We start from the raw sequence: 21,667 nt of genomic DNA, 5'->3' as shown, positions 1-21,667 counted from the left end.
AAAATTTTATCATTTTAAAATTCGCTCTGAAAATATCTTTAAAAGCTTCTATCCGTTTCTGGATTCAAATCTTTTGTTAAGTCAAATTGTTTTCTCTAATCTAGAGAATCACTTTATATCTTGTCGAGATTGTTTTTGAATATTGCTAACTGCTTAGCTTTACAAATGTAATAGCATTTTTTGAATAAAATATAATTTTAACAATTTTTTTTTAAACAAAATGAACAAATATTTTCATCCCCTCTTTTTATACCAAAAACAAATCTTGATTTAGTACTAAAATACACCTTATGTAATAAAGCTATTTAAGTCATGTAATTCGCTCAAAAAACACTCAAATAGCAGATATTACCCCATATAAAAAAAATAAATCCTTTCCCTAGAAGAGAAAGGATTTAAAAATTATCCAAAAACAATCTCAAAAAAATTAAGTCCCTTTCGGTAGGCTTAACATTTAGGTTGAAGGCCGAAACCTTCGATGTGCATTAAACCATTTCACTTATTTTTCTAATACCACGATAGAATTTACGAGGTATTTATCATTAGCGGTACGAAGGTTATATACCTTTTCGACCGTACGATAGTCTGAATTAGTTGAAAATACTTTATAACGATTAAAAGTATGCGTATCGCTATTGTACATCAAAACTTGTTCACCCACTTTCAACTTACCTAATTTGGCATGACCAGTAGTAGTCATTACAGGATGATTGGCTGTACCTTCCAATTCTGTTAATTGAAAAAGCGGTTGTGTCGAAGCAAAAGCTTGGTCTTCGGCGTCGCTCAACAATACTTTTACGATTCCAAAAGACTTATTATCGTGTTCAATTACTTCATCGACAAGCGTTGTTTCGGCTTTATTAGTTGCAGTGTTGTAAGACATCACCACCTCACCTGCTTTTACTGCTGCAATGGACTTTTGCGAACCATCAGCCATTGTTACAACAGCTGTCTCAGGGAAACAATATTCGTATTTATCTTCTGCACCATGCTCAGCACCTGAAGCGCCTCCTGTAAATTCTTTTGCTAGTACAAAAGCTACACAAGATGAGAATCCTGAAACGGCTTTTTCGCCATCTTTTAGGTCATCGATGTATTTGCCCCAAACTTCCTTTTCGGCCATTGGGTTGGGCACTACTAAGCTGATTTTTTTACCGTCTTTCGGCGTTGTAAAAACCATCAAAGAGCCCATTTCCTTCATTTCGGCGGTTTCTAAGACTTTGTATAAATATATACGACGCTCTTTTCCATCCGAGAATTTGAAGACGTATGGTGGGTTACTGTTATCCAATACGTAAGCTCCCTCTTTAATATATGTATCCTTGTCAGGATTTTTGACTGCAATTTTCTTAAGCGCATCATAATCAGCATTTTTGATTCCCACTTTAGCTACTTCTTGAGCTTTGGCGAAAAGAGTTGAGCAAACTAAACCGAATACTAATAATACTTTTTTCATACTGAATAATTTTAGTCTTCAATAATGAAGCACTTGATATAATAACAAGTGATTGGAGGTATTTTTAACCTCAGAAATAACTCATCACGACTGAAAACTTGTGTAATAGTTATTTGAAATACAGCATTATTAAATCAAAATTATTTTACAATTATAAATATAATAAATTATTGATTATCAAATAATAGTATCTCAAATTTTTTAAAATAATTTTAACTAATTAAAGAAATAAATTAAAAAATTATGATGCATTGACACGACGATGGATTTGGTCTACTACCGCTTTAGCCGATTCTAATGCACCAGCCATCCAAGCTGTAAGGTGAGTGGTGTGCTCTCCTGCCATATAAATCTCGTCATCAGGCTTAATCAAGGCTGGATATAATCTTTTGCGTTGTGCATCTGTGTACTCCGCCCAACCTCCTTGCGAATACGGAATTTTTTGCCAAGCCAACGAAAAGGAACTTTCAAATTCGGCAGCATATTGCGGGTGAATTTTACTTCCTTGTTCCAAAGCTGCTTTTTCTCTTTCGGCGATGGATAAATTACCCATTTTAACGGCTCGGTCATGAAAATTGTAATAGCCTTTCAACAAACCTTTTTTACCCATAAAATTGTAGGAAGGGTAAAAAATTTGGGTAATATCCATGTTGGTACGAGAAATACCACCGAATATTTTATCGTCCTCCTCCCAGAATCTACGCTTGAACTGCAAACCAATTTTACCAGTATTCATATAAGAAGTAAAATCTATTGCACGACGAATATCCGATGAAAGGTCTGTTTGTATATTCCGTAACACAGGTAGAGGAATGGTACAAATACAATAATCTGCCTTAAGTTCTTTTTCCTGTCCAGCCTTATCTTTATAGACTATCCGAACTCCTGGCTGTGTTTTTCGGATTTCTTTTACTTCAGTTTGATATTGTATTTTTCCTTCAAGACGCTTTGCAAACTCATACGGAATAGCATCCATTCCGCCAACGGGCTGTAACATGACTGGTTGCTGATTGAAAGTATATTCGCTTACATTCGAAAATGCAGGGTGAAACAACCCTCCACCAATGATATCGTGCAACGAGTGAGGTTCTGCCAATTGTGGGATTTGATCTCCATATCCACCTTGTCGCAAATACCCATGTCGTTCAGAGCCTTTGTATTTTTTGGTAATATCCAAATCGCATTCCTCTTTCAGATAAGCAATGAGTTTGTCGATATCCTCCTTGGTCAAATCTTGGTCTAGGGCTTTTTGGTCAGCTGCCTTTGCCAATAACTCTCCTGTATAACCACGAACATCAGCATGTATTTCACGAATTTTTACTCGTTTGTTTGCCAAAGGACCTGTTCCATTGTCACTGTAGTAATAAGCTCCCTCGTTCATATTCATGAATATTTCGAGCGGAATATTAAATTCACGACAATAATGGAGCGTCGTTTCGTGATTGTGCGGAATACGTGCCGCACCACCGTTTAAATAAAGTCCCTTATCGAATTGAGCCGTTTGTGAGGGACCTCCAATTTCAGTTTCTGTGGTGCCACCTCTTACAGTCCAAACACGTCCACCTGGGCGACTGCGTGCTTCTAGTACTGTAACTTGATAGCCTAATTTTGTTAACTCATAAGCCGAACATAAGCCTGCTAAACCAGCTCCTAGGATAATAATTTTTTTATCTGCCTTTCCTCTTTGCAAATCCAAGGGTTGTGAATTTGCTTCTGGAATCATTCCTAATCCTAATAATGTCAAATAGCTAGCAGCACCTGTTCTTTCTATAAAATCTCTTCTCGTCATAATGTTGTGTCTTAGTAATTGAAATGCTTGATTTGTATTTTGTCGATAAAGAACCTTTGATTTTTTATTAGAAAAAAATATTAAAAATAAGAAAATCAACTGGTTACTCAACAATCCAAATCGATGACTTTTATCAATTATCTAAGAGGTGATTTTCGAGAAAGCTTCTGTAAATGCCTTCATTTCGTCCATGGTTCCAATGGAAACACGGCACCAGTGTTGGCGATCAAATTCCCATCTTCTTACCATAACACCTTCAGCCATAAGTTTACTCATGAGATCTTGTCCTTTCATTTTGATTGGGAACAACACAAAGTTGGCTGAAGAAGGAACGTAGCTATAACCTGCTTTTGCCAAGAAATCATACAGGTATTTTTTTGACTCTGCAGTATTCGTTAATGTCAATTGTTGAAAATCTGTGTCTTTTAACGCTGCAATTGCTGCTGCAAAAGAAGGAACCGAAATATCAAAACCTCCAGAGCAATATGGTGCAATGGTCTTTAAGATTTCTGGTTTGGCAATAGCATAACCCACACGCAAGCCAGCAAAAGCATAAAGCTTAGACATAGTACGTAGTATCAATACGTTTTTACCTGCATTGATAGATGCCACCATAGCATCGGTTTTAGGGTTTTTGGCATAATCGATATAAGCTTCGTCGACCAACACAGGGGTTTTATCAGAAACTTTGTTGATAAAGGCCGTTAGTTGATCCGCTGGCAAAATCGCACCTGTTGGGTTATTAGGATTTGTAATATATACCAAACTTTGTGAGCCGTTCAAACGACCTGCAATGGCATCCAAATCATATTGAAAATCCTTAGTCAATGGCACTTTCTCCATTGGGATTTTTTCTTCATTACCTGAAATATAGCATGGGTCACCACAAATAATCTTACCTTTCAAACCATAAGCTACCATCGACGCTGTCAACAACTCAGAAGAACCAGCACCCAATAAAATATGAGTTTCAGGCACACCTTCTTTTTCTGCAATCAACTTAATCAACGCCGAACGGCTTTGCATACCATAGCGATTTGATGCGCCAACAGCCTCAATCAACGCCTCTTTGGTTTTTGCCGAAGGTCCCCAAGGGTTTTCATTGGCACCCAAACGAGCCTTCATTACCACAGGAGGATTGATACCTATCAATGATTTTTCTAACTGAAAATCAGGCGACAAGCTCATTTGTAATTCTCTTCTTACAGTTGGATTTGCTTGTGCACGTTGGATATAAGTTGAAGCAGCGCCCAAACCTGCGGTGGCTATAAGACTTTTTTTGAGCCAATCACGGCGATTGATATTGAATGACATGGTAAGACGTTGTTTTTGAAGTGATTTGAGTAATGATAGTCTATTTATCGATCAGCATAATGCAGTTGGATTTGTCGATGTGGTCTCAATAATCCTTAAGGCAGTACTGTCATTATTACCTTTTTGTACTTTGGAGCAAAACTTTGTGTTTTGCAGCTTGTATGGTTATCGAGGAGTTCTATCTCCTTTGAGTCAAAATCAAGAAACTTGTTGCGAGAGAATTCTAGAAAGTCGAATGAGCAGAAAATTGCGAAGGACGCCCTTCTAGAATACTCACAAACAACATGAACAAGCATTAGGCTATAATCCATGCGCCAAAATATGCGCCAATGGCTGCCAACAACATTTTAAGGTAGTCTGAGAGTTTGAGTACTGTTTTCATAACACGTCTTAGTTAGTAGTGAAACAAAGGATGAAGTACGGCTCTAGCTTGTTGATTATAATTTGATAGTTAAGGGAAAAAAATGAAACAGCATATAGCACTTTTTCAATAATACAAATTTATCAATAATTACAAAAACTGCATTAAAACAAACTTATTTTTTACAATATTTTTACAAAAATTAAAAAAATAGGTTTTGAAAAATTACATATAGCCTTTCATTTATGTAAAATTAGCAAAAATAGGATTAAATCAAAACAATATATAGGAGATATTTTAAGATATGTAAAAATATAAATATTGTATTTTTCAAATATTTTTTTGACCCACTTAACCTATATACTAAAATTAGATAGCGAAACAGCAGCCAAAATGTTAGTATATGCTAAAATACCTGCAACAGCGAATTTGTCACTTAGTGAAACCTCTAGGTAGTATAAAAGGAACGAAACATTATGGAAATAAAAAGACCTGTAAAATATAACTTCACAGGTCTATTAACTATGTAGCTCGGCAAAAGCTGATAAGATTGTAATCAAGTAAATCTTGCAAAATGGGTTTACATAATGTGAGATTTCCAGATGATTGTCCCAATCACCTGTCATGAACAAGGCGTTGCATGCTGTAAGCGAAAGATTATCGCAGTGTTTCCGAGACCATGGCATTACTTATTAAGCACTAACCAATGTCAACAAAACAAATAACATAATTAACACCACTGGAGGTAGCTTGTCTAAATGTTTCATAACCTGTTTTTTTTTAAGGGTGAATAATGAGTTTAATAAGGGTATTGATTTATAGGATGTTTATCAAGATTCTTTACAATAACATCAGGAATGGGTTCCTACGAGTTTGCGTAAAACTTTTATCAATTGAAGCGATTTTGGGATTGTTTGGACAACTGAACTGGTCTAAGAAATAATACTTAATAGATAAGTTTATTTATTTTATATTCTTTATCTTAATCAGTATTATATTTTGTGTTTTTGGAAAAAGCATACACTATTTTACAAAAAAAATCTAAAAATCAAAATATAATTTCAATATTTTCGACACTTTTAAATTTATTCTTTGAATTGACATATATATCTTTTTTTGAAATTTAATTATTCAAAGAATTTATGATATATAACCATCTGAAGAGTATTTTTCATCAGAAATTCGAAAGTGACGCCCCCTTCAAAACAGTCATAAGTATTTGTACTTAAGCCAGTTATCCCCTATCCATTGCTTAATCATAGTAAATGCTCGAAGTAATGCCTCTATGATTTTAGCAAGTCTACCAACAAATGAGCTGTTGCTTAATTTTTGCTTTTAGTTTAGCTATTTTACAACTGAAATAGATATATTAGGGAAACCTTCTATCCTAGAAGATAATAATTTCGTTATAAACAATTTTTACCTTATGCAAAAAGACGATATAGAATTACTAAAATATCCAATTGGTCAGTTTGAAAAACCCCAAGAAATCACAGAATCTACACTGGCAGAATGGATTCTTGATATTAAAAAATTACCGCAGCAGCTTACTGATGCAGTGGAAGGACTCAATAAAGAACAATTGGCAACACCTTATAGACCTGACGGCTGGACTGTCAGACAAACAGTTCACCACGTTGCAGATTCACATATTAATGCCTATACCAGATTCAAATTAGCCCTAACAGAGAGTATTCCTACGATAAGACCTTACGAAGAACAACTTTGGGCGGAGTTATCTGATGGCAAAAATGCCCCTATCGAATGGTCATTGACCTTATTAGAAGCACTACACTTGAGATGGGGAATGTTGCTAGAAAATATGACAAAGGCCGATTTTAATAAGCAATTATTTCATCCAGCTACGCGTCACACCAATTCCTTGAGCGTAATGGCAGGCATGTATTCGTGGCATGGGCGTCACCATGTGGCGCATATCTTGGAGCTACGCAAACGGATGAATTGGTAAAAACAGTATAACAGAAAAACTACTTACTTCTTCAGGGATTTTCTGGTCAAAAAGGTCATTTGAGCTCTATCGCCTATATATTCGTATAGGTTTAGAAGTTTTTTTCCTATCTTTACCTGTTTTTGCAAAATTCATCAACTATAAAACTAAGCACTAATCTCGGTCTAATTACATAAAACATGGAACGCTTTACAGGACTAATCGGAGTTGTATTGATACTAGGAATCGCCTATTTGATGTCGAACAACCGAAAGGCAATCAACTACCGTACAGTTGGTGTAGGACTAGGTTTACAAGCCTCACTAGCTATTTTTATTTTAAAAACTGACCTTGGTCAAAACATTTTTCAATGGTTAGGCGAAAAAATCAAGCGCCTATTAGAAATGTCAGACAAAGGTGCCGAGTTTGTATTTAGTCCATTAGTAAAGCAAGAGCTTTTGGGTAAAGTATTCGGTCCAGAGAATGGATTTATCTTCTTTTTCAAAGTAGTGCCTACAATTATTTTTGTGGCAGTATTGGTAAATATCCTCTATCATATTGGTTTGATGCAACGTGTAGTTGCAGTAATGGCCAAAGGTATGAAATGGTTAATGGGTGTAAGTGGTGCCGAAGCGGTATCAAACGTAGCAAGTACGTTTGTAGGACAGGTAGAAGCACAAATTATGATTAAACCTTACCTCAAAGGCATGACTAATTCGGAGCTTTTAGCTTCGATGACAGGTAGTTTTGCCTGTATTGCAGGTGGTGTAATGGCGACCTACATTGCTTTGGGTGTACCTGCACAGTATCTTTTGGCAGCTAGTATTATGGCTGCGCCAGGCGCTTTGGTGATTTCGAAAATCGTAATGCCCGAAACAGAAGAATCAGAAACACAAGGGACAGTAAAACTCAAAGTTGAAAAAGCACACGTCAACCTAGTGGATGCTATCGCTGGTGGTGCTAGTGATGGGTTGAAAGTAGGTATGAATGTTATCGCGATGTTGATTGGTTTTATTGCGTTAATCGCATTGCTAGATTTGATTTTGGGTAAAGTTGGCTTTATGATTGGTTTACCAGAGTTGAGTTTCAACTTTATCTTGGGTAAATTGTTCGCCATTTTTGCTTGGGCGATGGGTGTTCCTTCCAAAGATATTGAAGCTGCAGGCGCCTTGATGGGTACCAAAATGGTAGTAAATGAGTTCGTAGCGTATCTCGACTTGATTAAGCAACAACATACTTTAGCGCCAAAAACGATTGCAATTACCAGCTTTGCGCTTTGTGGTTTTGCGAACTTTAGCTCGGTTGCTATCCAAATTGGAGGTATTAGTGAGCTAGCGCCTAGCCGTCGTGCTGATTTGGCAAAACTAGGTTTTAAAGCGCTAATTTGCGGAACATTAGCTAGTTATTTGTCAGCTACTTTAGCAGGACTTTTGTTGTAAAAGGAAGTTATTAGTTAACCGTATATCAGTCACTGGAATAGACTCATAATCAGAAGGATACAAGTAATAGATACAGTATCAAAAAAAGGCGTTCGAAAATCTTATTTCGAACGCCTTTTTGATAATATATCTCAGAATCACACCTCTTTAGACGCAATGCATTGCGTCTCTACTAGTAAAATTCATATTAAAAATATTCACACAATTCATTCAGTTATAGATACTAAAGGAAACTCCCCTCTATCGTGACGCTCTGCCATATCAACGTAATGTTGAGCACCAAGCTTCATCTTTTCAGCTTGTTCAGGAGTAAGTTGACGAATCACCTTCGCTGGTGCTCCTACAGCCAAGGAATAATCAGGAATTTCCATTTTCTCTGTCACAAGCGCATGTGCGCCAATGATACAGCCTTTTCCAATTTTGGCTTTATTCAACACCGTAGCACGCATACCAATCAGGGAGCCATCGCCAACGACAGCGCCATGTACAATAGCACCATGACCTACCGTAACCGAGTCGCCAATGATAGTGGGATCACCTGGGTCGGCATGTAATACTGCGGTATCTTGAATATTGGTATTATCGCCAATAATAATTTTTTCCACATCTGCACGAATCACAGCGCCATACCAAACCGAAACTCCTTTCCCGAAGGTCACATCTCCCATCACCGAAGCATTAGGAGCAATAAATACTTTTTCCATAGTTTTTTATTTAAATGTCTTTATAGATGTCTATACTCAACATCCTTAGAAGTCTTTTGCATGAAATCTATCTAATTTTTGATAAGACTATCGTTTTACATTTCAGAAATTATGAGAAATCGACAACCTATTACCGATTCTTGCTTTTCAGGATAACAAATACCAAGTATAATGTTAAATTTAAGGGCAAATTCCCAATTTCTATTTTTATTCATATCAAAAACTCTTTTTATGAAAAAATTACTTTTGGTCATGTCTTTGTGTTTGCCCTTAGGAAGCTTCGCACAAGAGACTGTTTCTTTGAATGATTTATCATTCTGGAAGCCAACGGGTAAAGCCAACTGGCAAATCGCTGGTGACGTAACTGCCGACCTCACAAAAAATGAAACAATGACCACTCAGGCTGGAAAAGGCATTTTGGTCAACCTCCCTGACGCCAACAACCGTGCAAATTTATTGTCTGCTGCCGAATACGGTGACGTAGATGTAGAATTTGACTTTATGATGGCTTCTCACTCAAACTCTGGATTTTATCTACAAGGACGTTACGAAATCCAATTGCTTGACAGTTGGGGTGTAAAAAAACCTGCTTATGGCGATTGCGGTGGTATTTATAAGCGTCGCAAGTTTATTCCACAGGAGTACCTTTACGAAGGACACGCACCACGTATCAATGCATGTTTGGCTCCTGGCTTATGGCAACACATGCAGATTTCTTTCCAAGCGCCTCGTTTTGATGCTGCTGGTAAAAAAATCGCAAATGCCAAGGTTATTTCTATTAGGTTAAACGGTTATGTTCTTCATGAAAATGTAGAATTGACTGGTCCTACAGGTGGTCCAATCTCTGAAGATGAAGCTCCACTTGGTCCATTTATGATTCAAGGTGACCACGGTGCGGTAGCTTTCCGTAACTTCAAGATAGCTGACCTTAGCGGTAAACCTGCTGTAATGGCGCCTATCGCTTACAAAGTGTTCTATGGCAAATTTAAAGAGCCAAAAGATTTTCTTTCGAAAAAACCAGATGCTACTGGCACTATCAATACCCTATCTTGGGATGTAAGTAAGCAAACCAACGATTTCGCTCAAATCTTCACAACTACCCTTGATGTTCCGAAAGCAGGAAAACATTCTTTCGAATTCCAACTTGCGGGTAAATATTATGTCAATGTAAATGGTAAAGAATTGTTACCAGATGCGTGGACTTTCTCAAGAGATAAGCGTTTTGCTGAAATGGATTTACCTGCGGGCAAAGTTCCTGTAGAGATTACTGTATATAAAACAGATGGTTGGATGCCTCCAATCTTAGGCATGTGGGTACAAGGCCCAAGTTTCCGCTCAACGGCTTATCATAGCTTGGCTTCTACGTTGGCTGGACCTCCTGCTGATCCAATTTTGTTAGATGCCAAAGAACCAATCGTGTTCCGTTCGTTTACAGACCTTTTCAAAGAAGGTAAAAAATTAAAGCGTGTGGTTCACTCAGTAAATGTAGGTAACCCAAGCAACTTGCACTATACTTACGATCTAGACAACGGTGCTATCGTTCAAATCTGGAAAGGTGATTTCTTGGATACATCTCCAATGTGGGATGACCGTGGTGATGGTTCTTCACGTGCTCGTGGAGCTTTGTTGACTTTGCCTGATAGCCCTGTATTGGTAGCTAGCGCAGACAAAGGTTCTTCTACTGATACTCCTGCTGAGTCGGCTGCATACCGTCCATTAGGATATGACTTAGATGCTAATGATCTTCCTACTTTCCGTTACAAAATGTTGGGTAGCGATGTAGAAGACCAAATCCGAGTTACTGATAACAAATATTTGACTCGTACGTTGAGCATCAAAAATCCAGCGGGACAAGTAGTTCGTTTGGCTTTGGGTAACGAAATCAGCAAGGTAGCTGACGATACTTACACGGTAGACGGCAAAAGCTATTATATCAAGGCTTCGGGTGCTACAATCGAATCGGTAGGTGCTCAGAAAGTATTGACTGTACCAGCTTCAGAAAAAGTACAGTACGCAATTATGTGGTAATCATTGGTCTGGTAAAGCATGTAAAAAAGTGCTTGCCGAGGACGTAGATTTACTACTTTTTTTAAGCTGAAAGAAAAACTTTTGGCATGAAAAACATCAATTTTGACTTTCAAAAAAATGAAAATAAAATCTGTATTCAACTCAGTATCTAAAGCACTCCTATTGGCAGGATGTATGAGTGCTGGGGCTTTTGCTCAAGATGGCCCAACTGAAAATGATTATTATAAAATTGTAAAAGTCCCAATCCCTGAAGGTATTGTTCTTGAAGTAGGTGGTTTGGTAACTTTACCCAATGGCGATATTGCTGTTTCAACACGTCGTGGTGACGTTTACATCATCGAAAACCCAACCTCTACCAAGCCTGTTTATCGCAAATTTGCGAGCGGTTTGCATGAAATTTTGGGCTTAGCTTACAAAGACGGAAATCTTTACTGTGCTCAACGTGGTGAGTTGACTAAATTGGTTGACAAAAACGGCGATGGCAAAGCAGAACGCTATGAAACAGTATATGCTTGGCCTATTTCTGGTCACTACCATGAGTACTCATTTGGTCCAAAAGTTGGTCCAGATGGTGCATTCTATGTAACTGGCAACGTAGGCTTCGGTAACTCAGACTGGTGGGCTGGCAAGTCACTTGTACCTTGGCGTGGATGGACGATGCGTATTACCGAAGATGGTAACATGCAACCTTACGCAGCTGGTATGCGCTCTCCTTGCGGTATTGGTATGTTGAATGGTGAATTTTTCTATGGTGATAACCAAGGTGACTGGATGGGTTCTGGTTTTATCACTCATGTAGAAAAAGGCGATTTCTTGGGTCACCCTGCTTCATTGCAATGGGCTAGCCGTCCTGAATCGCCAGTAAAAATGCGTGCGGATATGATTTTCTCAAAAGTTGATCCTCGCGACGATCCGAAAGTAAAACCTGAATATGTGAAAAATGAGCCTATGACTACCATTTATGAAATGGCTCATAAAACATATCCAAACATGAATATCAAGTCGCCAGCAGTATGGTTGCCTCACGGTGTATTGGGAGTTTCTACTTCTGAAATCATTGCTGACGAGACAAGTGGCGCATTTGGTCCATTTGCAGGTCAGCTTTTTGTAGGTGATCAAGGTATGTCAAAAATTGCTCGTGTATTTCTTGAAAAAGTAAACGGACAATACCAAGGTGCTTCTTTTGACTTCCGTTCAGGATTCCGTTCGGGTGTTTTGCGTATGTCATGGGGTACCGACAAAGGTATGTATGTAGGTGGTACAAACCGTGGTTGGGGTTCTGTAGGTAAAGAAGATTTTGGTTTAGAAAGATTGGTTTACACAGGAAAAACGCCTTTCGAAATGAAAGCTGTTCGTGCTATGCCAGATGGTTTCGAAATAGAATTTACAGCGCCAGTTGACAAAAAGACGGCTGAAGATGTAAACAACTATGATGTATCGAGCTATACTTACAAATACCACCCTGTTTATGGTAGTCCAATTGTAGATCGTAAAGACAACGCTGTGCGTGGCGCTAAGGCATCGGAAGATGGTTTGAAAGTAAGAATTGTAGTAGACGGTCTTCGTGAAGGTTATATTCACGATATCAAGCCAGAAGGTGTTAAATCTGCGAAAGATGGTTTGGCATTATTACACGGAAGTGCATATTATACATTAAACAGCATTCCTACTGGTCCGAAAGCAAACATAACGTTGGTAACTCCAAAAACAAGAGCTCAACGTGAAAGAGTAGATGCTGGTGCGGCTGCCAATACACCAGACAATCAGATGAAGGAAGCGGCTCCAAGTACTGAAGGTATGAAAGGTAGCGCTAAACCAAAAGCTGGTGCTAAAACCGCCGCGGTATCGTCAATTATTTCTGACAAAGAAGCCATGGCATTATTGTCAAAACATACTTGTTTGGCTTGTCACAAAGTAAATGAGCGTGCTGTAGGTCCTGCGTATTCGGAAGTAGCAAAACGTAAATATACCAATGCTCAATTGGAAGCTTTGATTGCAGAACCAAAACCAGAAAACTGGCCTGATTTTGCTACGCCAATGGCACCAATGAGCCACGTTCCTAAAAAGGATATTCAAAAAATTGCCGCTTGGATTAACAATCTTAACAAGAAATAGTTTGTCGGCAAAAGCTTAAATCAAGCAAAAGCGGCTGCTCCTTTGGAGTAGCCGCTTTTGCTTTTAAAGGTATTCAATTTATCACAGCTAGTGATTCATTACCTATCCTCTATGCTTTTACTACTTTAAATAACTTTGAAAAATGAGGTAGCAAATTCAATCGGCCATTTACTTTTATCAGTCCTTCTGAAGCATACGATGCTGCCAAACCTATTGGGTCTTTGATAAAACTCTGAAAAGCCGAATAGGACATCTTAATCGAGTTTTCACAATGCTCAGCAGCATCTACATAACACGTTGGTACGCCTGTCGTATCAACAATCCACTCTCCTTCGCGCTCGCCGTGAATAGTTAAACGAAGTTTCATCGGATGCAACGACGCTACACTTGGATTAGCAATTAAAGCATCTGGAAAAGTACGTTTGAAAAAATCGTGAATATCAATCATGGCTCTGTATTAAGGTTTAAAATTGAACAATATAAATTTAGGTCTCTCGGTTGGGAGAGACAATGGAGGTAATTTCTAGAAAGCAATTATCGATTCTGACTATAACATAGTTTATTTACAAGACGGTAACTACGTTAATCAAGTAAGGAAAGAATATACTGAGCAAATTACAATTAAGGCGTTTCGGACTTTAGAAGGCATTTATTGATTCTATGTGTGTTAGCAGTCCGAAAGAAAGGGAGTTTTAGGTATTGAGTATGTTTTTGATTCTTCTTTATTTTCTAAACTCCTTAGATTAAATATAGGAATTTTACAGTTTCAATCCAAGAAATCATTTAAAATAATGCCTACAAAATATAATTTTTCTAATTTTATATAAAAATATTCATATTAACATTTATTCTTTTATATTTCATTTAACATTTCTAATAAAAGGCTTATTATCAATATATTAATTCGCAAACAATGAAAAAAAGCTATGTATTAACTGGACTATGCGTTTGCTTGCAATTTTGGTCTTGGGGGCAAAATACTCCAACAAAAACGTATCAGTTTGCCTCAAAACCTTCATGGGCTGATGAGTTTAACAAAAATGGACTCCCCGACTCCACCAAGTGGAATTATGATGTGGGCGGTCATGGTTGGGGCAACAATGAACTACAATACTATACAGAAAAAAATCTCAAAAACGCTCGTGTTGAAAACGGTGTACTCATTATCGAAGCACTGAAGGAAACAGTGAAAGACAATGCCTATTCGTCAGCACGTTTAGTAACCAAAGGCAAAGGAGATTTTCTATATGGTAGATTCGAAATTAAAGCCAAGCTTCCTGAAGGACGAGGCACTTGGCCTGCCATTTGGATGTTGGCAACAAAGCAATTTTATAGTAATACTTATTGGCCCGACAATGGCGAAATCGACATTATGGAGCACGTAGGCTACGACCCTGGTCGCGTACACGCCACAGTACATACCCGCGACTTTAACCATATCAAAGGCACTCAGCGTTCTGCCAATAAAATGCTTCCTGATTTTCATACGGCTTTTCATGTATATCGAGTAGATTGGACTCCCGACAAAATAGAGGCATTTATCGATAATGAGCGAGTTTTGTCTTTTCCAAAAGTAAGCGATAGATGGGAAGAATATCCATTTGATAAACCCTTCCATATCTTGCTAAATATTGCTGTTGGAGGAGGATGGGGTGGTCTAAAAGGTGTGGATGAAAGTATTTTTCCTCAGCGTATGGAGATTGACTACGTGAGAGTTTATCCATTAAAGTCTGCTCCCAAAAAGAAATAAACATGAGCCGTCACGAATTAAGTGATTGGGCGATTATTCTAAAATTTGTATTCTAGCTGTAGAGACGTAATGCATTGCGTCTGAAGTCGAGTAAAACATAGCATTGTAACATCAAAAAAGCTGTCGAAAAACAATTTCCGACAGCTTTTTTGATACTATATTTCGGAAGGGTATCTATTTAGACGCAAAACATTGCGTCTTTACTCATGAAATTTAGATTTAAAGAATAATCACTCAATCGCAATTCACTAAATAGGAAATTTCCTTTCTTTCGAACATAATTTAGTAAGCCAATGCACGAACCTGACGTTTAGCAGCTTCAAACGCTCCAAACATTAAAGTCGAGAACAAAAGATTACTCATTAATGTATTTTTTACGTACGGAATCGCATTTGCATAACACGACGCCAAACCATTCATATCTTGAGTATAAAGCTTGCCTTCAGTCCAAACAAAAAAGTTAGAAACTAAGAAAAAAGCAAGTGTTCCCAACAAATTAGCGAATAATACATTTTGTGCAGTCACCTTTTTCAAAAGAAAAATACCAACTGTTACCATCACAGCAAAACTCACAAATACGCCTGACTCAACACCAAAAGAGAAAGTTGGATAATATTCTTTATAAACAACATTGTTCAACACTAAGTTTGAAAGCCACAATGCCAACATAGGAATAGCATACGACCAACGCTTGTTGACGAAGTAAGCACCTCCAAAAAGTGCCATTGCTCCTACTGGAGAAAAGTTGGCTAAAGAAGGGGTTAAAAATAAAAAACGACTCAACGCTGCTACTGTAATCATTCCCGCGATTACCCCAAAACGAAGGTTTATTGAATTTTTCATGAAATGTCTTGATTTGATACACAACAAATTTAATAACCTTTCAATATTTAGCAGTAATTTTGGGGTATAAATAAACACGATTCTTGATTTCGTGCTACAAATCATGCCAGTATTCTCGAAAAATTTCAAATTAGGCCTTTTAGGCGGTGGCCAGTTAGGCCGTATGATGCTCCAAGCTGCTATCGATTTAGACATCCATGTGAAGGCTCTCGACCCAGATCCTAATGCTCCTTGTGCTAAAATTGCACCAGAGTTTGTCTGTGGTTCATTCTTGGATTTTGACACTGTATATGCTTTCGGTCAAGACTGTGAAGTAATAACAATCGAAATCGAAAATGTCAATCTCGATGCATTGAAAAAACTTCAGTCCGAAGGTAAGAAGGTGTTCCCTCAACCAGAAGTGTTGGAGTTGATTCAAGATAAACGCATTCAGAAACAATTCTATCGTGATCATCAATTACCGACAGCAGATTTTGTCTTGACCGACAACGCCGACGCTGTGGCAGCTAATGTTGATTTCTTGCCAGCGTTCAATAAATTAGGTCGTGGCGGATATGATGGAAAAGGCGTTCAACGCATTAGTTCAGCCGAGGATGTTCACCTTGCTTTTACAGAACCAAGTCTTTTAGAAAAAGCCGTAGACTTTGCAAAAGAAATCGCTGTGATCGTAGCGCGTAACGAACAAGGTGAATGTAAAACATTCCCAACAGTTGAGTGCGTGTTCCATCCTGTTCACAATTTGGTTGAATATCTTTTTGCACCAGCAGACGTTTCTGTAGAAATTAGCGAAAAAGCTAAAGCTATTGCCATTGAAACTGCCGAAAAGTTAGGGATAGTAGGATTGCTTGCAGTCGAGTTATTTTTGACAAAAGATGGAGAAGTTCTAATCAACGAAGTAGCGCCTCGCACGCACAATAGTGGTCATCATACGATTCGTGCAAATCATACTTCGCAGTTTGAGCAACATCTACGTGCAGTTTTGGGATTACCACTTGGCGATACCACTGCTCACAGTACTGCTGCTATGGTTAATCTTTTGGGCGAAGATGGTTATTCAGGCGACGCTCAGTATGAAGGTATGTCCGACGTCTTAAGTGTTGCAGGCGTATATCCGTTTTTATATGGTAAAACTACAACCAAACCATTCCGCAAAATGGGACATGTTACTGTTGTAGAAAATGACCTAGCGAAGTTGAAAGAAAAAGTAGATTTCGTAAAAAATACGCTGAAAGTAATCGCATAAATTATTGGTAGTCTTTTCATTCATAAAAATCAATACATTCCAATGGTAGGAATCATCATGGGTAGCATCTCTGACTTAAAAGTTATGCAAGAAGCTGCCGACGTTATCAAAGAATTAGGTGTAGACTACGAAATCGATATTGTATCGGCACACCGTACACCCATCAAAATGGTTGAATATGCTCAAACAGCTCGTGAACGTGGCATCAAAGTAATCATTGCTGGCGCTGGTGGTGCAGCACACTTACCAGGAATGGTAGCTTCAGTTACTACTTTACCTGTAATTGGAGTGCCAGTGAAATCATCTAATTCGATTGATGGATGGGATTCTGTACTTTCTATTTTACAGATGCCATCAGGAGTTCCTGTAGCTACGGTTGCGTTGAATGGTGCTAAAAATGCAGGAATCTTGGCCGTGCAAATGTTAGGTATTGAAAACCCTGTGATTGCCGAAACTTTGGCTGAGTACAAAAAACAGCTGAGTAGCAAGGTAGACGATATGGTTACTGAATTGAAAAAAACCATTCAATAAATTATTTATCAAAAATCTCTTTCCCTTACAAGTTCAATCGTTAACTTAGGAAAGATTATTGGGATATGCTAAATCCTAGTATTTTGCCCTAATTAACCTTACGAAGATGGAAGACAAAAGAAACCCTCGACCAGTTGAAGAAAGTTCTCAAGTCCCTAACATTACTTTATTAGTATTATTGGGATTGATTGCTGCGTTACTCTACGTTGGCTGGCAGTATTTAAAAGAAGACTCTATTTCAGACAATGAACTTACCAATGCTGGTACAGACAGCATTGCAGTGATTGACAATAATAGAGAATCTCCAGTTGTAGCAGAAGCAGCTTCTGATGAAGAAAGTGAAGATCAAGAAAAAGTAAAAGAATCAGAAGAAAAAAAATCAGATAGTAAAGAGGAACATAAAAAAGAAGAAAAGAAAGAGAAAAAATCTGAGTCTAAAGAAAAAGCTACTACTAAAACTAAGGTAGAAAAAAGCACATATAGCAAAGCATCTGACGCTAGCTTAGGTAAAGGAGAAACAATCACTCACGTAGTGCAAGCAGGCGAAACTTTCTTTGGAATCGCCAACCGTTATAACCTCAAATGGCAATCTCTGCAAAAGCTCAACCCAAGCGTAAATCCTGAGGGAATCAAAGTTGGGGTTACTAAACTAAAAGTCAGAGTCCTAAAAGTCCATACCGTTGGCTCAGGCGATGTACTTCGGGTCATTGCACAGAAATATGGTGTTTCAAAAGCACTCATTATGCAAGCCAACAAAAAGACAAGAGACATTACAGAAAAAGGTGAAAAGTTGATTATCCCTTTAAAATAGTTTTTTCTTTATACGCCGTTCATTAAATATGAACGGCGTATTTGTTTGTATTACTTCACATAAAAGCTCATATAGTATTGTAATCTTGCGGTTACTTTGTTATTTTTAAAGTAGATTTTTTCTTTCTAAATTTAGTGAGAAGTCTAACTCGTAAATTTCTATCCACCGCTTATAAATAACGCCTATTCATCATTTACAATTCTTTTTCAAACTCTAGTTAAAATCTTTAACATTGATCATACTAGCATCTTGGCTTGTATTTTATCCTATCTGTATTCACCCAAACGAAAATTAGTATTATTTTCTATGGGGTTAATTATCTTAATACAAGAATAAATCAGTCCCTTCAGTTTTGTAAAATATCAGTTAATTAAGAATCTATTATCTAGCATTTACTATTATGAGACCTATTCAATTTCATTGCCTATACGTTGACCTAACAAATGATATAAGTTTAGAACTTGATGTCTTTCCTCGCAACATCTCCTTTCACTTTACGAATGTCTCATCACTTGAGCTTGCTTATGGTTTGATTGAACAAGAATACTTTGAGGTAATTATTTTTAATGGAGATAACATAAGTGAGGAAGAAGTAAAAGTAATTTCTAGCATTCCCAGAGATACTTCTATCATAGTTATTGCCAATGATTATGAGACAATCTTCGATCCTCATGATTTAGACAACGTCATTTTATTTACTTTGAAGCCCATTAATCCCGAAAAACTTCAAAATTTACTTATTAGAGTTTTAAGCAAATACGTATTGCCCAAAGTACAACACCTCAATCATTTTGACTTTTTTCCTACTGGAGCAGAAATGACCAAAATTAGTTTTAATGATATTTTTTATATTGAGGCTACAGGCTCTTCCTGTAATGTTTTTCTTTTGAATCAGGTAATCTTAGTAAAAGAATCTATTACTTTACTCGAAGAACGTCTTCCTTCGAAAAATTTTGTGCGTTTACATCGTTCATTCATTATTAATGCTCAAAAAATTTTGCGGGTATCTGCCAAAGAAATTGAATTAAATAATGCAAAAAAATTACCAATTGGAAGATCCTATCGCAACAAAATAGGATATATTTCCTATTTGATAGATCATCTATTATTATAATTCAAAAACCACAAAATTATTACAGGCTAAAAACAAAAATAAAGACTACTTTCGTAGTCTTTATTTAATGATAAATTCGATTTCTATTCGCTCGCAACGAATTTCATCTATACTTCTATCTTATTATATTTTTTAGTCCTCCTTAGGCTCATAAATTTCTTTATGCTAACCTATCTAATTTTGGCTATCACCATCGGTACACATATCACTGGGGCGCATTCGGCTACACATACCACGTATGACAAAGGCACAGTTCTACAAAAATCTGTACTAGGTATCGTTGTGATTTTTGCTCCAATTACCAGTGAGGGATTTGTATTACACAAGACATAATGATTATAAACGCCATTGCTCAAACCTGAAAAGGTCGTGCCACTCTGTACTTGTTGAATTACTCCTCGTCCATCAGTTAATAAATACTGAGGGGATAATCCTACTAAGCTCGGTACAGTTATACTATTGGTGGTTGTGTTACAATCACAGATAGATATATCTACTGCCGTACTTTTCAAACAATGATCTATTTCAGTGAAGTTTTTTCCTATTTCTAATGATGGTAGATTTAACTGACTATTATCCCATGTGATCGCTACAGCTTTATAACTGCCAACACCAACAGCCTCTATCGTACCTGAATTAACTACAGATTTATATCGGATAATATTACCTCCATCTACTAACACAACATAACTCACAATATTGGTACCTATACTTTGACCACTCAAATTTAATTGGATTGTACCAGGTTTGAAATTACACCCTAAGGTTTGACTACAGATGGTAAAACTACACATCATTAGAAGTGATAATAATAGCAAGAAACTTTTGGGAAAATACTTTTTCATAACACTATCTGCTATAGTAGAATAAAGAGGGAGTTTTAGCTCCCTCTTTATGAATATTAGAATCCAAGCACCCCTGGATTAATATCTGTTGGACAGTTCACTGTTGTGGTAGTCTCATTTGAGGTTTTTGGTGTTCCTCCATTTGAGCTTACCACTGCTGTGTTCTTGAACACACCACTGAAGTTAGCCTTCACATTGATGCTCAAGCCTACACTCTGACCTGCTGGAATCTGCGTTGAGCCATTGTTGGTACAAGTCACCACCTGACCTACTGCACTACAAGTAAAGCCGCCTGTACTTGGGCCACTCACAAATTGTAAGCCAATTGGTAAGTTATCTGTTACTGTTATCGTACCAGTCGTAGCTCCTGTTCCGCCATTGGCTATATTGAAACTATAAGCAAAGTTCGTGCCTACTGTCGCTACTACTGGAGCACTCTTCGTAATTGTTAAGTTTGCCTGCGGTAAAGCATTGATAGTCGTCGGTACTTCATTCGATGGTTTAGGTGTCGTTACTGGATCTCCACCTCCTGTTACATAAGCCGTATTCTTCACTGGTAAGCCCGAAGCTGGTGCTGTCGTTGGATTAACTGTCAAGACTATCGTGCTACTACCATTCGCTGCTATCGAAGTTGTTGTTGTACAAGTCACTACTTGACCCACTGCACTACAAGTCCAACCTGATCCACTGAATGTCACATAACTCAACTCACTTGGTAAGTTATCCGTTACTGTTATCGTACCTGTACTCGCTGCTAATCCTGTGTTGTTTACCGTCAAAGTATAGTTGAAATTCGTACCTACGGTCGCTGTCGATGGTCCTGACTTCACTATCACCAAGTTTGGTGTTGGTGGGTTCGAAATCACCGTCGTTACACTATTGGATGTTTCAGTGCTAATGTCTCCACCGCCTACTACATTACCTACGTTGGTATAAGTTCCTGCTTGTGTTGGTTTCACCGTCAAACTCATCGAGCTACTGCCACTTACTGCTATCACTCCACTATTCGTACAAGTCACCAATTGTCCTGAAGTACTACAGCTCCAACCATTGCCACCACCACTCACAAACTGTAAACCATTTGGTAGGTTATCTGTCACCGTAATTACTCCTGCAGTTGATGCTGTGCCTGAGTTATTCACCACCAAGGTATAATCATAGTTCGTATTAACAATTCCTGTTACTGGACCAGACTTACTAATCAACAAGTTTGGTTTAGGTGCTGGGGTAATATCTGTCGTTACTGGGTTCGATGGTTTTGGTGTCGTACTTGGATCTCCACCTCCGATCACACTTGCTGTATTCACCACTGATGATCCACTCGCTGCATCCAATGCCTTCACTGTTAAGGTTAAGACATTACTACCATTCACCGC

At 37.8% G+C, this 21,667-nt stretch carries 17 protein-coding genes; 9 read left to right on the top strand and 8 right to left on the bottom strand.

Features of this window, described 5'->3' with window-relative positions; all coding sequences use genetic code 11:
- Positions 1–499: 499 nt before the first annotated feature.
- The 3 genes from GVN22_RS20410 to GVN22_RS20400 all read right to left on the bottom strand — a co-directional run bounded on the left by GVN22_RS20410 (position 500) and on the right by GVN22_RS20400 (position 4,559).
- Positions 500–1,456: a hypothetical protein gene (locus GVN22_RS20410; protein WP_166552864.1), complete on the bottom strand. Its 957-nt coding sequence runs from the start codon at positions 1,454–1,456 to the stop codon at positions 500–502.
- Between the two features lie 241 nt (positions 1,457–1,697).
- Entirely contained in the window at positions 1,698–3,245 is a 1,548-nt protein-coding gene (locus GVN22_RS20405) for a flavin monoamine oxidase family protein (protein ID WP_166552863.1), read from the bottom strand.
- A 141-nt stretch (positions 3,246–3,386) separates the two neighbouring features.
- Complete coding sequence (locus GVN22_RS20400) at positions 3,387–4,559, bottom strand: histidinol-phosphate transaminase (protein WP_166552862.1); 1,173 nt, start codon at positions 4,557–4,559, stop codon at positions 3,387–3,389.
- 1,787 nt (positions 4,560–6,346) lie between these two features.
- Here GVN22_RS20400 and GVN22_RS20395 point away from each other — a divergent pair.
- Positions 6,347–6,889 carry a YfiT family bacillithiol transferase gene (locus tag GVN22_RS20395; protein ID WP_205690978.1) on the top strand — a complete coding sequence of 181 codons (543 nt, stop codon included), beginning with the start codon at positions 6,347–6,349 and terminating at the stop codon, positions 6,887–6,889.
- Positions 6,890–7,068: 179 nt separating this feature from the next.
- Positions 7,069–8,307, top strand: a complete 1,239-nt coding sequence (locus tag GVN22_RS20390; RefSeq protein WP_095161466.1) for a NupC/NupG family nucleoside CNT transporter — start codon at positions 7,069–7,071, stop codon at positions 8,305–8,307.
- Positions 8,308–8,513: 206 nt separating this feature from the next.
- Here the strand turns inward: GVN22_RS20390 and GVN22_RS20385 are convergent, their stop codons facing one another.
- Positions 8,514–9,011, bottom strand: a complete 498-nt coding sequence (locus GVN22_RS20385; RefSeq protein ID WP_166552861.1) for a gamma carbonic anhydrase family protein — start codon at positions 9,009–9,011, stop codon at positions 8,514–8,516.
- Positions 9,012–9,242: 231 nt separating this feature from the next.
- Between GVN22_RS20385 and GVN22_RS20380 the strand changes: the two genes are divergently transcribed.
- Together GVN22_RS20380 and GVN22_RS20375 are read left to right on the top strand one after the other, a co-directional pair.
- Positions 9,243–11,039, top strand: a complete 1,797-nt coding sequence (locus GVN22_RS20380) for a DUF1080 domain-containing protein (protein WP_166552860.1) — start codon at positions 9,243–9,245, stop codon at positions 11,037–11,039.
- Positions 11,040–11,156: 117 nt separating this feature from the next.
- A complete protein-coding gene (locus GVN22_RS20375; protein WP_166552859.1) occupies positions 11,157–13,154 on the top strand; it encodes a c-type cytochrome in 1,998 nt (665 codons plus the stop codon).
- Positions 13,155–13,263: 109 nt separating this feature from the next.
- Here GVN22_RS20375 and GVN22_RS20370 read toward each other — a convergent pair whose 3' ends face one another.
- Entirely contained in the window at positions 13,264–13,602 is a 339-nt protein-coding gene (locus GVN22_RS20370; RefSeq protein ID WP_166552858.1) for a hypothetical protein, read from the bottom strand.
- Between the two features lie 465 nt (positions 13,603–14,067).
- Between GVN22_RS20370 and GVN22_RS20365 the strand changes: the two genes are divergently transcribed.
- Positions 14,068–14,904: a family 16 glycosylhydrolase gene (locus GVN22_RS20365; protein ID WP_166552857.1), complete on the top strand. Its 837-nt coding sequence runs from the start codon at positions 14,068–14,070 to the stop codon at positions 14,902–14,904.
- A 282-nt stretch (positions 14,905–15,186) separates the two neighbouring features.
- Here the strand turns inward: GVN22_RS20365 and GVN22_RS20360 are convergent, their stop codons facing one another.
- Positions 15,187–15,747, bottom strand: coding sequence for a DUF6580 family putative transport protein (locus tag GVN22_RS20360; RefSeq protein WP_166552856.1), 561 nt, complete (start codon positions 15,745–15,747; stop codon positions 15,187–15,189).
- 103 nt (positions 15,748–15,850) lie between these two features.
- Here GVN22_RS20360 and GVN22_RS20355 point away from each other — a divergent pair, with 103 nt between their 5' ends.
- The 4 genes from GVN22_RS20355 (at position 15,851) to GVN22_RS20340 (ending at position 19,446) form a co-directional block, all read left to right on the top strand.
- The gene (locus GVN22_RS20355) at positions 15,851–16,990 is read left to right on the top strand and encodes a 5-(carboxyamino)imidazole ribonucleotide synthase (RefSeq protein WP_166552855.1); all 1,140 of its coding nucleotides are present in this window, start codon (positions 15,851–15,853) and stop codon (positions 16,988–16,990) included.
- A gap of 42 nt (positions 16,991–17,032) precedes the next feature.
- The gene (gene purE, locus GVN22_RS20350) at positions 17,033–17,521 is read left to right on the top strand and encodes a 5-(carboxyamino)imidazole ribonucleotide mutase (protein WP_166552854.1); all 489 of its coding nucleotides are present in this window, start codon (positions 17,033–17,035) and stop codon (positions 17,519–17,521) included.
- A 106-nt stretch (positions 17,522–17,627) separates the two neighbouring features.
- A complete protein-coding gene (locus GVN22_RS20345) occupies positions 17,628–18,332 on the top strand; it encodes a LysM domain-containing protein (RefSeq protein WP_166552853.1) in 705 nt (234 codons plus the stop codon).
- Between the two features lie 400 nt (positions 18,333–18,732).
- Complete coding sequence (locus tag GVN22_RS20340) at positions 18,733–19,446, top strand: LytTR family DNA-binding domain-containing protein (protein ID WP_166552852.1); 714 nt, start codon at positions 18,733–18,735, stop codon at positions 19,444–19,446.
- 170 nt (positions 19,447–19,616) lie between these two features.
- Here the strand turns inward: GVN22_RS20340 and GVN22_RS20335 are convergent, their stop codons facing one another.
- Positions 19,617–20,291 (bottom strand): hypothetical protein, encoded by a 675-nt coding sequence (locus tag GVN22_RS20335; protein ID WP_166552851.1) that lies wholly within the window; start codon positions 20,289–20,291, stop codon positions 19,617–19,619.
- A 56-nt stretch (positions 20,292–20,347) separates the two neighbouring features.
- Positions 20,348–21,667, bottom strand: a 1,320-nt coding sequence (locus GVN22_RS20330; RefSeq protein WP_166552850.1) for a DUF11 domain-containing protein, incomplete at its 5' end; no start/stop codon positions are given.

It is taken from the genome of Cellulophaga sp. BC115SP (assembly GCF_009905545.1).
Taxonomy (GTDB): domain Bacteria; phylum Bacteroidota; class Bacteroidia; order Cytophagales; family Spirosomataceae; genus Flectobacillus; species Flectobacillus rivi.
Note: the sequence above shows the minus strand (reverse complement) of the source record. Positions and strands in the feature narration are given on the sequence as shown.